The organism is Cellulomonas sp. 73-92, assembly GCF_001898175.1.
GTDB lineage: Bacteria > Actinomycetota > Actinomycetes > Actinomycetales > Cellulomonadaceae > Cellulomonas.
On sequence record NZ_MKTH01000018.1, the window covers coordinates 252,263 to 266,112 of the forward strand.

Annotated in this window: 12 protein-coding genes; 2 read left to right on the plus strand and 10 right to left on the minus strand. The window is 73.5% G+C overall.

Annotated features, from left to right (window positions below):
* Positions 1-2 precede the first annotated feature (2 nt).
* From BGO37_RS13935 to BGO37_RS13955, 5 genes are all read right to left on the minus strand, one after another.
* Positions 3-998 (minus strand): ABC transporter permease subunit, encoded by a 996-nt coding sequence (locus tag BGO37_RS13935; protein WP_291755776.1) that lies wholly within the window; start codon positions 996-998, stop codon positions 3-5.
* A complete protein-coding gene (locus BGO37_RS13940; RefSeq protein ID WP_291755778.1) occupies positions 995-1,933 on the minus strand; it encodes an ABC transporter ATP-binding protein in 939 nt (312 codons plus the stop codon). Before BGO37_RS13940 ends, BGO37_RS13935 begins: the two co-directional genes overlap by 4 nt.
* A gap of 81 nt (positions 1,934-2,014) precedes the next feature.
* Positions 2,015-3,325, minus strand: coding sequence for a VOC family protein (locus BGO37_RS13945; RefSeq protein WP_291755779.1), 1,311 nt, complete (start codon positions 3,323-3,325; stop codon positions 2,015-2,017).
* 44 nt (positions 3,326-3,369) lie between these two features.
* A complete protein-coding gene (ilvD, locus tag BGO37_RS13950; protein WP_291755780.1) occupies positions 3,370-5,232 on the minus strand; it encodes a dihydroxy-acid dehydratase in 1,863 nt (620 codons plus the stop codon).
* Positions 5,233-5,302: 70 nt separating this feature from the next.
* Positions 5,303-6,199, minus strand: a complete 897-nt coding sequence (locus BGO37_RS13955) for an SDR family oxidoreductase (protein ID WP_291755781.1) — start codon at positions 6,197-6,199, stop codon at positions 5,303-5,305.
* Positions 6,200-6,280: 81 nt separating this feature from the next.
* Between BGO37_RS13955 and BGO37_RS13960 the strand changes: the two genes are divergently transcribed.
* Positions 6,281-6,853 (plus strand): TetR/AcrR family transcriptional regulator, encoded by a 573-nt coding sequence (locus BGO37_RS13960; RefSeq protein WP_291755784.1) that lies wholly within the window; start codon positions 6,281-6,283, stop codon positions 6,851-6,853.
* Positions 6,854-6,862: 9 nt separating this feature from the next.
* Here the strand turns inward: BGO37_RS13960 and BGO37_RS13965 are convergent, their stop codons facing one another.
* The 5 genes from BGO37_RS13965 to gatC are packed head-to-tail and all read right to left on the minus strand — an operon-like array spanning position 6,863 to position 11,706.
* Entirely contained in the window at positions 6,863-7,780 is a 918-nt protein-coding gene (locus BGO37_RS13965; RefSeq protein ID WP_291755785.1) for a 2-hydroxyacid dehydrogenase, read from the minus strand.
* Positions 7,781-7,784: 4 nt separating this feature from the next.
* Positions 7,785-8,351 (minus strand): GNAT family N-acetyltransferase, encoded by a 567-nt coding sequence (locus BGO37_RS13970; protein WP_291755788.1) that lies wholly within the window; start codon positions 8,349-8,351, stop codon positions 7,785-7,787.
* 48 nt (positions 8,352-8,399) lie between these two features.
* Positions 8,400-9,899 (minus strand): Asp-tRNA(Asn)/Glu-tRNA(Gln) amidotransferase subunit GatB, encoded by a 1,500-nt coding sequence (gene gatB / locus BGO37_RS13975; protein WP_291755790.1) that lies wholly within the window; start codon positions 9,897-9,899, stop codon positions 8,400-8,402.
* Entirely contained in the window at positions 9,896-11,410 is a 1,515-nt protein-coding gene (gene gatA / locus BGO37_RS13980; protein ID WP_291755793.1) for an Asp-tRNA(Asn)/Glu-tRNA(Gln) amidotransferase subunit GatA, read from the minus strand. Before gatA ends, gatB begins: the two co-directional genes overlap by 4 nt.
* The gene (gene gatC, locus BGO37_RS13985) at positions 11,407-11,706 is read right to left on the minus strand and encodes an Asp-tRNA(Asn)/Glu-tRNA(Gln) amidotransferase subunit GatC (RefSeq protein WP_291755796.1); all 300 of its coding nucleotides are present in this window, start codon (positions 11,704-11,706) and stop codon (positions 11,407-11,409) included. Before gatC ends, gatA begins: the two co-directional genes overlap by 4 nt.
* 142 nt (positions 11,707-11,848) lie before the next feature.
* Here gatC and BGO37_RS13990 point away from each other — a divergent pair, with 142 nt between their 5' ends.
* On the plus strand, positions 11,849-13,831 hold the full coding sequence (locus BGO37_RS13990) for an HNH endonuclease signature motif containing protein (RefSeq protein WP_291755798.1): 1,983 nt from the start codon (positions 11,849-11,851) through the stop codon (positions 13,829-13,831).
* Positions 13,832-13,850: the final 19 nt, after the last annotated feature.

Consider the following 13,850-nt stretch of genomic DNA (forward strand, 5'->3'; position numbering starts at 1 on the left):
GGCTACGCGACGTCGCGGCGCCGGAAGACGACCCATGCCAGCGCGGCAACCACGGCCAGGGCCGCCACGAGCGTCAGGCCCCCGGCCGCCATGGGCAACGTCTTCTGGACCGGGTTGCAGGCCAGCCCACCGAGGGGGTCGGTGACGCACGGCCCCTGCTGGTAGTACGTCGTCCCGGCCCGCAGCCATGCCTGCAGGTTCGTCGCCGCCGCCCAGCGCGGCGCCTGAAGCAGGCCCGAGACCAGGATCCCGTCGATGGCGATGAACCAGGCGATGACCGACGCGATGACGGCGGCGGTGTGCCTCAGGAGGAAGCCGAGCCCCGCGCCCAGGAGCGCCGCGCCCGCCGCGGCGACGGCGATCCGGGCCGACCCGTTCCCCAGGTCGACGAGGGTCTGCGCCTCCACCTGGCCCGTCGCGTGGTTCACCGCAGTCGCCACCCAGAGCACGCCGACGGCGAGCACCGAGACGGCCAGTGCGGCCGTCCCCGTCACCACCGAGGCGACCGCGGCCTTGCTCGCGAACACCCGACCTCGTCGCGGCTCGAAGGTCAGCCAGGTGGACATGGCGCCGGTGCTGAGCTCTGCGGCGACGAACGTCGCGCCGACGATGAGCGACAGCAGCAGGACGAACGTCGCCACCTGGCCGAGCGAGTCGTACGCGTTGGCGGCGAACGTCTGCCTCGGCGGCAGGAAGCTCTCCACGGTCGGCGCACCGCGGTCGCACTGGAAGTCCGCGGAGGGGTCCGTCTGGCGGGCCTGCTCCTGCTGCGCTCGGCACTGCGTCATGTACTCCGCGCCGTGCTGGGCCCAGTCGGCCTGGGCGAGCGTCACCTGCTGCTGCGCCTCGGCGAGCTGCGCCTCGCTCGGCGGGCGGCTCGCACGCCACGCGGCGAAGCCCGTGAGCAGCACGGCGGCGACCATCCCCACGACCAGCCAGCGGACCGCCTGCCGGGCGAGGTACCGGCGCAGCTCGACGCGCATCAGGCGGCCCATCACCTGGCCCTCCGTCCGGTCGGCGCGGTCGGGTCCGTCTGGGTCAGGTCGAGGAACACCTGCTCGAGGTCCGCGCGCTCGGTCCGCAGCTCGTGGGCGTACATCCCCGCCAGCGCGAGCACTCGGTTGACGTCGAGGGAGGTCGCGCCCGTCACGACGAGGTCGCTGCCCTCGTCGGACACCGTCCAGCCCTGGCCGCGCAGCAGGTGGGAGGCGGCGTCGCGGTCCGCGACCCCGACGCGGACGGGTGCCGCTCCCCCGGCGGACAGCAGCTCGTCCACCGGCCCCGACGCGACGAGCCGGCCGCGGGCGACGATCGAGAGGGTGTCGGCGATCTGCTGCACCTCGGCGAGGATGTGGCTCGAGACGAGCACGGTCTTGCCGCGGTCCGCCAGGCCGCGCATGGTCGAGCGGACCTCGCGGATGCCGGCCGGGTCGAGCCCGTTCGTCGGCTCGTCGAAGATCAGCAGGTCCGGGTCCTTGAGGAGCGTCGCCGCGATCGCCAGCCGCTGCCGCATGCCGAGCGAGTAGGTGCGCACCTCGCTGTCGGCGCGGTCGGCCAGGCCGACGTCGCCCAGCACCACACCCACCTGGTGCCGGTCGACGCCGATCGCCTGCGCGAGCAGCTCGAGGTTGCGCCGGCCGGAGAAGTGCCAGAAGAACTTCGGCGCCTCGACGATCGCGCCGATCCGGCCGACGACGGCGGGCAGCCGACCCGGCACGGGCGTGCCGAACACCGCCATCTCACCGCGGTCGGCGTGGACCAGCCCGAGCAGCATGCGGATCGTCGTCGTCTTGCCCGACCCGTTCGGCCCGAGGAAGGCGTGCACGCCGCCGGCCGGCACGTCGAGGTCGAGCGACTCCACCGCGACGATCCGGCGTCCGCGCGTGCGGTAGGTCTTGCGCAGGCCGCGGGTGCTCACCGCCAGGTCGGCCATCGGTCCCCCTCCGACTGGGCGACGCGACGGTGCGGCGTCCGCGGTCACCCTAGCCGGAGGTCATGGCGCCGCGGGGTGGTTTCAGGACCAGACCTCGGCCCGGCCGACGGACACGGCGACGTCCACCTCGTTGCCCTCCGGGTCGGCGAGCGTCCACCAGAACGGCGCGTGCGCGTCGCCGACGAGCCGGCCACCCGCCGCGAGCGCGGCGGCGATGCGCGTCGCCGCGACGTCGTCGGGCACGAACACGTCGACGTGGATCCGGTTGCGCTGCTCGCGCGGCTCGTCCATCGGCTGGAAGACGAGCGCGGGCCCGCGCATGAGCGGGTCGTACAGGTCCTCGTCGCCGCGGCGGGCGTACCCGAGCACGGCCGCCCAGAAGTCGCGCACCGCCGGCACGTCCAGCGCGTCGATCACCACGTGCATGTCGCGCGCCACCCGCGGGTCCGCGGACAGGCCGAGGTCACGCGCGGCCACCTGGATCGACCGGCAGAGCGCGAGGCCCCGGTCGTCCATCCAGCCGTCCTCCGGCGGCGCGACCCGGAGCGTGACGAGGCCGTAGCGCAGGTCGGCGTAGGTCGGCAGGCCGGCCTCGTCGGCCAACGCCGCCGCGGTCGACGCGAGCTGCGCACCCTGCGCCAGCCCGGGCTGGGTCCGGTACAGCGCGGTCGCCCCCTGCAGGAACGCCCAGTCGTCGACGCCGTCCGCCGCCGCGAACTCGGCGGGGGTCAGCCACGAGGGCTCGACCTCGTACGGGAAGCCCTCCCAGTCGTTGACGTCGACCTCGTTGCCCTCGGCGTCGGCGAGCGTCCACCAGTTCGGGGCGAACGCGTCGTTGGCGACGCGGCCGCCCGCCCCCAGCGCGGCGTCGACGCGCGCGGCGCGCAGGCCGCGCGGCCAGAACGTGTCGAGGTGGATCCGGTTGCGCAGCGGGCGGGCCGCGTCCATCTGCTGGAACCAGATGGCGGGCCAGCGCCACTGCGGGTCGAGCAGGTCCTCCTCGCCGACCGGGTCGTGGCCGAGCACGGCGGCCCAGAACGGCCGGACGGCCGGGATGTCCAGGGCGTCGATCGTCAGGTCGACGTCCTGCACGGCCGCCGGCTCGGGGGCCAGTCCCAGCTCGGCCGCGCTCGCCGAGATCGAGCGGGCGAGCCCCAGGTCGGCGTCCGTCAGCGCCCACTCGCTGTGCGTGAACACCCGGGCGACGACCCCGTCACGGCGCAGGTCGAGATCGGGGTGGTGGTCGGCCTCGTCGGCCACCAGCGCGACGCGCCCGACCAGCTCCGCGCCCTGCCGGGCCGAGCCCGCGCGGAAGAACGCGCTCGCACCGCGTGCCAGCGCGCGCCAGTCGGCGGTGCCCTCGGCGGCCTGGAACTGCTGCGCACTCACCATGCGTCAACGGTCACACCGGCCGCCGGAACCGGCGACCGGAGGCGTCAGCGCTTGGGCAGGCGGGACACGTCGCGCACGGCGCCGCGGTCGGCGCTCGTCGCCATGGCCGCGTAGGCCCGCAGGGCCGGCGAGACGTACCGGTCGCGGTGGGCGGGCCGCCACGGGCTCTCGGAGGCGTCCATCTTCGCCCGGCGCTCGGCGAGGACCTCGTCGGGCACGTTGAGGCGGATGAGCCGCTGCTCGACGTCGATCTCGATCTCGTCGCCGTCCTCGATGAGCCCGATGGTGCCGCCGGCGGCCGCCTCCGGGGAGACGTGGCCCACCGAGATCCCGGTGGACCCGCCGGAGAACCGGCCGTCGGTGATGAGCGCGACGTCCTTGCCCAGGCCACGGCCCTTGATGAAGCTCGTCGGGTAGAGCATCTCCTGCATGCCGGGGCCGCCCGCGGGGCCCTCGTAGCGCACGACGACGACGTGCCCGGGCGCCACCTGCTTGGACAGGATCTTCTCGACCGCCTCCTCCTGCGACTCGCAGACGAGCGCGCGCCCGACGAAGTGCCACAGGCTCGGGTCGATCCCGGCGGTCTTGATGACGGCGCCGTCCTGCGCGAGGTTGCCGCGCAGCACGACCAGGCCGCCCTGCGCGGTGTAGGCGTGCGGCACGTCGTGGATGCAGCCGTTCACCGCGTCGGTGTCGAGGTGGTCCCAGCGGTTGGAGGTGGAGAACGCCTTCGTCGTGCGGACGCCGCCGGGCGCGGCGTGGAACAGCTCGACGGCCCGGTCGGTGGCCTTGCCGCCGCGCACGTCCCAGTCGGCGAGCCACTGCTCGAGCGTGGGCGTGTGGACGCTCGTGACGGAGTGGTCGAGCAGGCCGGCGCGGTCGAGCTCGCCGAGGATCGCGGGGATGCCGCCCGCCCGGTGCACGTCCTCCATGTGGAAGTCCGGGTGGTTGGGCGCGACCTTGGCGAGGTTCGGCACGCGGCGGGAGATGGTCTCGATGTCGTGCAGCGTGAAGTCGACCTCGGCCTCCTGCGCCGCGGCGAGGATGTGCAGCACCGTGTTCGTCGAGCCACCCATCGCCATGTCCAGGGACATCGCGTTGGTGAACGCCGCCTTGGTGGCGATGCCGCGCGGCGTGACGGAGTCGTCCTCGTCCTCGTAGTAGCGCTTGGCCATCGCGACGATGCGCCGGCCGGCCTCGAGGAACAGCTCGCGGCGCGCGGTGTGGGTCGCCAGCGTCGAGCCGTTGCCGGGCAGCGACAGGCCGAGCGCCTCGGTGAGGCAGTTCATCGAGTTGGCGGTGAACATGCCGGAGCAGGAGCCGCACGTGGGGCACGCGTTCGCCTCGACGAGGCCGAGGGCGTCGTCGGAGACGCTCTCGTCGGCCGAGTAGTTGATCGCGTTGATGAGGTTGAGGTGGGTCTTGGCGACGCCGTCCGCGACGACCGCCTTGCCGGCCTCCATCGGGCCGCCGGAGACGAAGATCGCCGGGATGTTGAGCCGGAGCGCGGCGTTGAGCATGCCCGGCGTGATCTTGTCGCAGTTGGAGATGCAGACGAGCGCGTCGGCGGTGTGGGCCTGGACCATGTACTCGACGGAGTCCGCGATGAGGTCGCGGCTCGGCAGGCTGTAGAGCATCCCGTCGTGGCCCATCGCGATGCCGTCGTCGACGGCGATCGTGTTGAACTCCTTGGCGACGCCGCCGGCCTCGCGGATCGCGGAGGCCACCAGGTCACCCATGTCCTTGAGGTGGACGTGGCCCGGGACGAACTGCGTGTACGAGTTCGCGATCGCGATGATCGGCTTGCCGAAGTCCTCCGCACCCATGCCGGTGGCGCGCCACAGGGCGCGGGCTCCGGCCATGTTGCGGCCGCGGGTCGAGGTGTTGGAGCGCAGCGGACGGCTCATGGCATCCCACGGTACGTCCGTCTCAGCCCACAAGCACCGAACGTCCGCGCCTCGACCCGCGGCCGGCGCGTCACGCGGCGCCGTAGGCGCCGGCGGCGATGTCCTCGAGCAGCGTCGGACCCGTCGGGGACCAGCCGAGCAGCTCGCGCGTCGCGGCGCTCGTCGCCGACAGCTCCATGCCGAAGAAGGTGCCGATCCAGCCGAAGTGCTCCGCGACGTCGTCGGGCGCGACCGACGTGACGGGCAGGCGCAGCGCGGCGCCGATCGCCTCCGCGATGGCCCGGCTCGGCACCGCCTCCTCGCCGACCGCGTGCACGCGGGCCCCGGCGGGGGCCTGGGCCAGGGCGAGGGCGACGAGGCGCGCGGCGTCGGAGCGGTGCACGGCGGCCCAGTGGTTGGTGCCCTCACCGGGGTAGCCGGACACGCCCTTCTCGCGGGCGATCTGGGCGATCCGGGCGATGAAGCCGTGGTCGCCCATGCCGTGCACGGTCGGGGAGAACCGGAGCGCGACGCTGTGCACGCCCTGCCCGACGAAGTCGAACGCGAGGTTCTCGGCACCGCCGCGCGGCGAGCCGGGACCGTGGTGCGGCGAGGGGTCGTCCTCCGTGGCGGGGCGCCCGGGGGCGAGCGCGGCGACGCCGGAGGCGAAGAGGAAGGGCCTGCCGGTGCCGGCCAGCGTCTCGCCGATGGTCTGCACCGCCGCGCGCTCGCTCGCCATCGAGGCGGCGACGTCGCTCCAGTCGTGCTTGTAGGCGAGGTGGAGCACGGCATCGGCGGCGTCGGCGCCCGCCCGCAGGGCGTCGAGGTCGTCGACGTCGCCGCGACGGACTGCGGCACCCTTGGCCTGCAGCGCCGCCGCTGAGGCGTCGGAGCGTGCCAGGCCCGTGACGTGGTGGCCCGCGGCGAGCAGCTCGTCGACGGCGGCGGACCCGATCCACCCCGTCGCCCCGGTGACGAAGACGCGCATGACGATCTCCTTGGCTTGATGTCAGTGACAGTCATCACTGTACGCCTGACGTCAGTCGCTGTCATCACTACACTCGTCGCCATGGCGCGATGGGAACCGGGGACGCGGGAGCGGCTGGCGCGAGCCGCGCTCGAGCTGTTCACCACGCGCGGCTTCGAGCAGACGACGGCGGCCGAGATCGCGGAGGCCGTCGGCGTGACCGAGCGCACCTTCTTCCGTCACTTCGCCGACAAGCGCGAGGTGCTCTTCGACGGCCAGGAGCGGTACCGGCAGGCGTTCCTCGACGGGGCGGCCGCGGCACCGCCCGGGGCGACGCCGTTCGAGGTCGTCGCCTCGGCGCTGCGCTCGGCGGGTGCCTTCTTCGGCGAGGAGCGGCGCGCCTTCGCCCGCGCCCGCCAGGCGGTGATCGACGCCAACCCGGCGTTGCAGGAGCGGGAGCGGCACAAGCGCGCCACCGTCGCGGCGGCGATGCGCGGGGCGCTGCTCGACCGCGGCATCGCCGACCCCGCGGCCGCGGTGGCGGCCGAGACCACCTCGACGGTCTTCAGCATCGCGTTCCAGCAGTGGATCAGCCCCGGCGAGACGCGCCCGCTGACGCAGATCGCGGACGCCGTGCTCGCGGAGGTCCGCAGCTTCGCCGGCGCCGCGTCCTAGGGGCCGCTCTCAGGTGCGGGCGACGACGTTGACCGGTTCGTCGCCCGCCAGCAGCGTCTCCAGCTGACGGCGCACGAGCGCGGCCACGCGCGGGAAGGTCGCGTCGGTGTTGCCGCCCTGGTGGGCCGTGATGAGGGCGTTCGGCGCGTGCCAGAGCGGGTGGTCCGCGGGGAGCGGCTCGGGGTCCGTGACGTCGAGGGCCGCGCGCAGCCGCCCGGCCACCAGCTCCGCCAGCAGCGCGTCCGTGTCGACCACCCTGCCGCGGGCGACGTTGACCAGGAGCGCGCCGTCCTTCATGCGCGCCAGCAGGTCGGCGTCGACCAGGTGGTGGGTGCTCTCGTCGAGCGGGACCGTGAGGACGACGACGTCCGCGTCCGCGACCAGCGCCGGGAGCTCGTCGACCCCGTGGACGGGTCCCCGGGCCGTGCGCGCCACCTGCGTGATCGCCACCTCGAACGGCGCCAGGCGTGCGACGACCGCCTCGGCGACCGAGCCGGCGCCGACGACGAGCACGTGACGGTCGGCCAGCGACGGGCCGAACGGGTTGTGCCACTCGCCGGCGTCCATCGCGCGCACCGAGCCGACGAGGCCGCGCTGCGCCGCCAGGATCAGCGCCACCGCGAGCTCGGCGGTGCCGGTGGAGTGCACACCGCGGCCGTTGCACACGGTCACCCCGGCCGGCACGTGCGGCACCGCGTGCTCGAAGCCCGCGCTCGGCAGCTGCACCAGCCGCAGGTTCGGCAGCGTCCGCAGCACGTCGAACCCGCCCGGACGCACGAAGTAGTGCGGGATGACGACCATCTCGACCTGGGCGGCGACCTCGTCGGGCAGCGGGTGCACGAGGTCCCACAGCACGAGCCGCACCCGGTCGGTCAGGTCGGCGAGGCGGTCCAGCAGGTCGGGCGTGGGGACGGTGACGGTGAGCAAGCGTTCAGGCCCTCTCAGGCGTGCTGGCCGGCAGTTGCGAGGCACGGTACTCGTCCTCCAGCAGCCCCATGACCAGCCCGTCGGTCCAGCCCTTGCCGTCGCGGAAGGAGTCCCGCAACCGACCCTCGACCCGGAACCCGAGGTTCTCGTACAGCGACTTGCCGCGCGCGTTGATGGCCGGCACCACGGCGCCGACGCGGTGCAGCCCGAGCCCGTCGAACGCCATGCCCAGCACCAGGAGGATCGCCTCCGTGCCGTAGCCGCGGCCCCGGTACGCCGGACGCATCGTCAGCCGCAACCCCGCCGAGCGCACCACGGGATCGATCCCCTCGAGGACGATCTCGCCGAGGTACTCGTCGGACCCGTTCGCCGTCACCGCGAGGTCGATCCGCTCGTCGGACGCCCGCACCGTGCGCAGCCAGCGGTCGACGTCGGCGCGGGCCCAGTCCCGCGTGGTGCCCGCCATGCGCCGCGACTCGGGGTCGCTGACGATCTCCCACACGCCGTCGGCGTCGCCCGCGACGAGGGGGCGGAGCACGAGCATCTCTCCCTGCAGGGTCGGCTTGTCCATGGTCCCGATGCTACGGACGGCGTGTGACCTGCAGGTTGCCGGCGTGGGTCAGGACTGCACCCGCTCCAGGACGAGCTCGCGCACGCGCGCCGCGTCCGCCTGACCCCGGGTGGCCTTCATCACCGCGCCGATGATCGCCCCGACCGGGCCGAGGTTGCCGCCCTGGATCTTGGCGACGACGTCCGGCTGCGCGGCGAGCGCCTGGTCGATGGCGGCCAGCAGCGGGCCGTCGTCGGACACGACCTCGAGGCCGCGCGCGGCGACGACCGCCTCCGGGTCACCCTCGCCGGCCAGCACGCCCTCGAGCACCTGGCGCGCCAGCTTGTCGGTGAGGCGGCCGTCGTCGACCAGCGCCTGGAGGGCGCCGATCTGCTGCGGCGTGACGGGCAGCTCCTCGAGCTCGACGCCGCGCTCCTTGGCGGTGCGGGCCAGCTCGCCCATCCACCACTTGCGGGCAGCGGCCGGGCTGGAACCTGCGGCGACGGTCAGCTCGATGAGCTCCACCGCGCCGGCGTTGACCACGTCCCGCATCTCCGGGTCGGCGTAGCCCCAGTCCGCCTGGAGCCGCCGCCGACGAGCCGCGGGGAGCTCGGGCAGGTTCGCGCGGATCTCCTCGATCCACGCCCGGTCCGGGACGATCGGCACGAGGTCCGGCTCGGGGAAGTAGCGGTAGTCCTCGGCGTCGGACTTGATGCGCCCGCTCGTCGTGTGGCCCGTGTCCTCGTGCCAGTGCCGGGTCTCCTGGACGATCTGGCCACCGGCGTCCAGCACCGCTGCCTGGCGCGAGATCTCGTAGCGCACCGCGCGCTCGATGGAGCGGAACGAGTTGACGTTCTTCGTCTCGGTCCGGGTGCCCAGCGGGCTGTCCGACGAGGGACGCAGGGACACGTTGACGTCCGCCCGGACGTTGCCGCGCTCCATGCGCGCCTCGGAGACCTCCAGGGCACGGAACATGTCGCGGAGGGTCTGGACGTAGGCGCGGGCCACCTCGGGGGCGCGCTCGCCGGCGCCGGTCACCGGCCTGGTGACGATCTCGACCAGCGGCACGCCGGCGCGGTTGTAGTCGACGAGCGAGTAGATCGCGCCGTGGATGCGCCCGGTGGCGCCGCCGACGTGCGTGTTCTTGCCGGCGTCCTCCTCCATGTGGGCGCGCTCGATGTCGACGCGGAACACCGTGCCGTCCTCGAGCTCGACGTCGACCCAGCCGTCGTGCGCGATGGGCTCGTCGTACTGGCTCGTCTGGAAGTTCTTCGGGACGTCCGGGTAGAAGTAGTTCTTCCGCGCGAAGCGGCAGCTCTCCGCGATGGTGCAGTTCAGCGCCAGGCCGATGCGGATCGCGTACTCGACGGCGGTGCCGTTGACGGCCGGCAGGGCGCCGGGCAGGCCGAGGCTCACCGGGGTGACCTGCGTGTTCGGGTCGGCGCCGAAGCCCTGCTCGGCGGCGTCGAACATCTTGGTGCGGGTGCCGAGCTCGACGTGGACCTCGATCCCGAAGACCGTGTCGTACCGGGCCACGGCGTCGTCGTAGTCGACGAGGGTGTCGCTCACTTGGAAGCCTCCAGCTCCGGTGCCTTCGTCAGGATCGGACCGCCCCAGCGGGCCTCGAGGAGCGCCTCGACGGCCGCCCCGACGCGGTAGAGCCGCGCGTCCTGGCGGGCCGGCGCGATCACCTGGAAGCCGGCGGGCAGGCCGTCCTCGCACAGGCCCGACGGCACCGACATGCCCGGGACGCCCGCCAGGTTGGCGGGGATGGTGGCGACGTCGTTGAGGTACATCGCGAGCGGGTCGTCGAGCTTCTCGCCGAGCTTGAACGCCGTGGTCGGCGCCGTCGGGGAGACGAGGACGTCGGCCTCCTCGAACGCCGCGGCGAAGTCGCGCTGGATGAGGGTGCGGACCTTCTGGGCACTGCCGTAGTAGGCGTCGTAGTAGCCGGCGGAGAGGGCGTAGGTGCCGAGGATGATGCGGCGCTTGACCTCGTCGCCGAAGCCCTGGCCGCGGGTGGCGGCCATGACGCGTTCGGCGGTCACCGGGCCCTCGGTCGGCTCGACGCGCAGGCCGTAGCGCATGCCGTCGAACTTGGCGAGGTTGCTGCTCGCCTCGGCCGGGAGGATCAGGTAGTAGGCCGCCAGGGCGTACTCGAAGTGCGGGCAGGAGACCTCGACGATCTCGGCGCCGGCCTGCCGCAGCAGCTCGAGCGACTCCTCGAAGCGGGCCAGGACGCCGGGCTGGTACCCCTCGCCGCTGAGCTCCTTGACGACGCCGACCCTCATGCCCGCCACGTCGCCGGCCAGCCCTCGTCGTGCCTGCGCCACGTAGTCGCCGACCGGGTCGGTGAGCGAGGTGGAGTCGTGCGGGTCGTGGCCGGCGATCAGCTCATGGAGCAGGGCGGCGTCGAGGACGGTCCGCGTCACGGGTCCGGCCTGGTCGAGGCTGCTCGCCAGGGCGATCAGGCCGTAGCGGGACACGCTGCCGTAGGTGGGCTTGACGCCGACCGTGCCGGTGACGGCGGCCGGCTGGCGGATCGAGCCGCCGGTGTCGGTGCCGATGGCCAGCGGCGCCTCGTAGGCCGCCACTGCCGCGGCGCTGCCGCCGCCCGAGCCGCCGGGGATGCGGTCGAGGTCCCACGGGTTGTGCGTGTTGCCGTACCCGCTGTGCTCGGTCGAGCTGCCCATGGCGAACTCGTCCATGTTCGTCTTGCCCAGGATCGGCAGGCGCGCCGCCTTGATCTTGGTGACCAGCGTGGCGTCGTAGGGCGGGATCCAGCCCTCGAGGATCCGGCTCCCGGCCGTCGTCGGCAGGCCGCGCGTCACGACGACGTCCTTGACGGCGATCGGCACGCCGGCCAGCGGATGGAGGCTCTCGCCCTTGGCCCTAGCCTCGTCGACGCCCCGGGCGGTCGCCAGCGCCTCGTCGGACGAGACGTGGAGGAACGCGTGCACCGGGCCGTCCACCGCCGCGATCCTGTCCAGGTGTGCCTGGGTGGCCTCGACGGACGAGACCTCGCCGCTGGTCAGCGCCTCCGCCAGGGCCGCCGCGCTCAGGCGCGTCAGGTCGCTCATGCGTCCTCCCCGAGGATCTGCGGGACGAGGAACTTGCCGTCCTCCTGCGCCGGCGCCATCGCCAGCACCTCGTCGCGGTCCAGCGGCGTCTCGGGCTCGTCGGCTCGGAAGACGTTGGTCAGCGGGAGCGGGTGGCTGGTGGCGGGGACGTCGGGGGTGGCGACCTCGCTCACACGCGCGACGGACTGCACGATGACCTCGAGCTCGCCGGCGAGCCGGTCGAGCTCGTCGGGCTTCAGGTCGATCCGCGCAAGGCCTGCCACGCGCGCGACCTCGTCGCGCCAGGGGGTGGACATGGGGCGAGTCTAGTGAAGCCGTCCGGGCCGCCCTTCCCGGCCTCGGGCTCGGCGGCCCCGGGCGGACGTTCAGCCGCCGGCGGACGACGAATTGGGGGTTTGACCTGGACAGATGTCGGTGACCCGGCGTATCATCGAACACATGTTCGCACCGCTAGAGGTCGTCAGGGACGGCGTCATGCTGCCCCACGACCCGCGTGCGGAGGTCAACGAGGATCGCGTGGTCGTGTCCAGAGACCCGGGTGGGACCGCGCTGGTCGACGATCGCGATGCGCGGTCCGACGAGCCGCCGGCTGATGACTGGTGGTGGCTGTTCGATCCGTTGGGTGATGCCTGGTGGGATCCCGCCGACGCGGGTGCCGAACCGGGTATCGAGATCAGCCCCGAGGTTGAGGCGCTGCTGAGGTTCGTGTCGTGGCCGTCGGAGTCGCACCGAGCCGGCGCCGAGTGCGCCGCGGAGATCGCCCCGGCCGGGCTGGTCGGGCCGTCGCTGTCGATGTGGGACCCGGGCGGTGCCGAGCCCGGCATCGTGGTTGACCCGCAGGTCGAGGGGTCACTGGATGAGGTGCCGTGGTTGTCGGCGTCGTGTCTGGCGGCGATCACCCCGGGGTCCGGACTGGCGGGTGTGCTGGAGCGGGTGGACTTGTCCTCGGCCGGTGATGAGCTGTTGGTGGAGACGGTGGCGGCAGCCGCCCGGCAGGCCGCGTTCGATCACCTGCTGGGTGCGTTGGCGGCGGGTGAGCTGTCGCGGCGGGCGTCGATGAACCCGCTATGGCGCCAGCCGGTGCCCTCGCGCACGTGTGTGGCCGGGGATGAGCTGGCGATGCGGTTGGGCTGGTCACGTCCGGCCGCGGCCCGGCTGGTGCGTGATGGGCGGGCGTTGGGTGCGCAGCTGTTGCCGGTGGCCGACGCGGTCCGCGACGGCCTGCTCGATCTTGCCAAGCTGCGGGTGCTGAGCGACCGGTTGGCTGACCGGGCCTACCAGCTGTCCTGGCCGGTCCTGGAGCAGGTGCTCCCAGACGCGCCGACGCGCACCCCGACGCAACTGGCCGCCGACATCGACCGGGCCCTGCTGGCGATCGATCCGCTGGATGCCGCGGTGCGGTTGCCGAAGGCGTTGGCGGCCCGGCACGTGTGCCATCCGCGTCGGCTGCCGGACGGGATGGCCGGCCTGTGGGCCGTCCTGCCGGCCACGGATGCGGCCCGGATCGACGGCACCCTGGAAGCCACCGCCCGCGCCGCCCGCGCCGCCGGGGACCCCCGCACCCTGGACCAGCTACGCGCCGACACCCTGACCGACCTGGCCACCGGCACCGCCCTGCTGGCCGGTGCGTGCCTGGCGGCGGGTGCGGGTGTTGGCGTAGCAGTGCCGGGCGTCGCTGGAAGCGGCCCGGCACGCGACGCCGGCGCGAGCACCGGCTTGTCACCTGAGCGTGTCACGAGCCCCGATCCGGACGTGATCGGGCTGGAACCGGACGAGACCGGCCAGGAGCCGGACGAGGTCGAACAGGAGCTTGACGGCGCACCGGTCGACGCGGCTCGTCCGCCGGGGCGGGCCGCCCCCAGCATCCGGATCCCCAAGGTCCGCATCGACGTCACCGTCGCCTTGTCCACGTTGATGGGGTTGGACGACAACCCGGGTGAGCTGGCCGGGCTGGGACCCGTCCCCGCCGACCAAGCCCGCGCCCTGGCCCTCGGGGGAACCTGGCGACGCATCGTCACCGACCCGCTGACCGGCGCCGTGCTGGACGTCGGACGCACCCGCTACCGGCCACCGGCCGCCCTGGCCGAGCACGTGCTGGCCCGCGACCAGGTCTGCGCCGGTCCCGGCTGCAGTGTGCCCGGGCACCGCTGCGACATCGACCACACCACCGAGTACCACGGCACCCCCGCCAACGGCTCACCCGTGGCTGGCACCACAGCAGCGGACAACCTGGGACCCCTGTCCAGCCGGTGCCACCGCCTGAAGACCGACGGCGGCTTCACCCTGCGACAAGTGACCCCCGGCGTGTTCGAGTGGCGCACCCCCGCCGGCCTCGCCTACCGCGTCACCCCCGGCCAGAACGGCCACACCCAAAAGCTCGACACCCACCACCACGCCATCCCCGACAACCCACCCTTCTGACCAGCAGAGACGCCCGGTC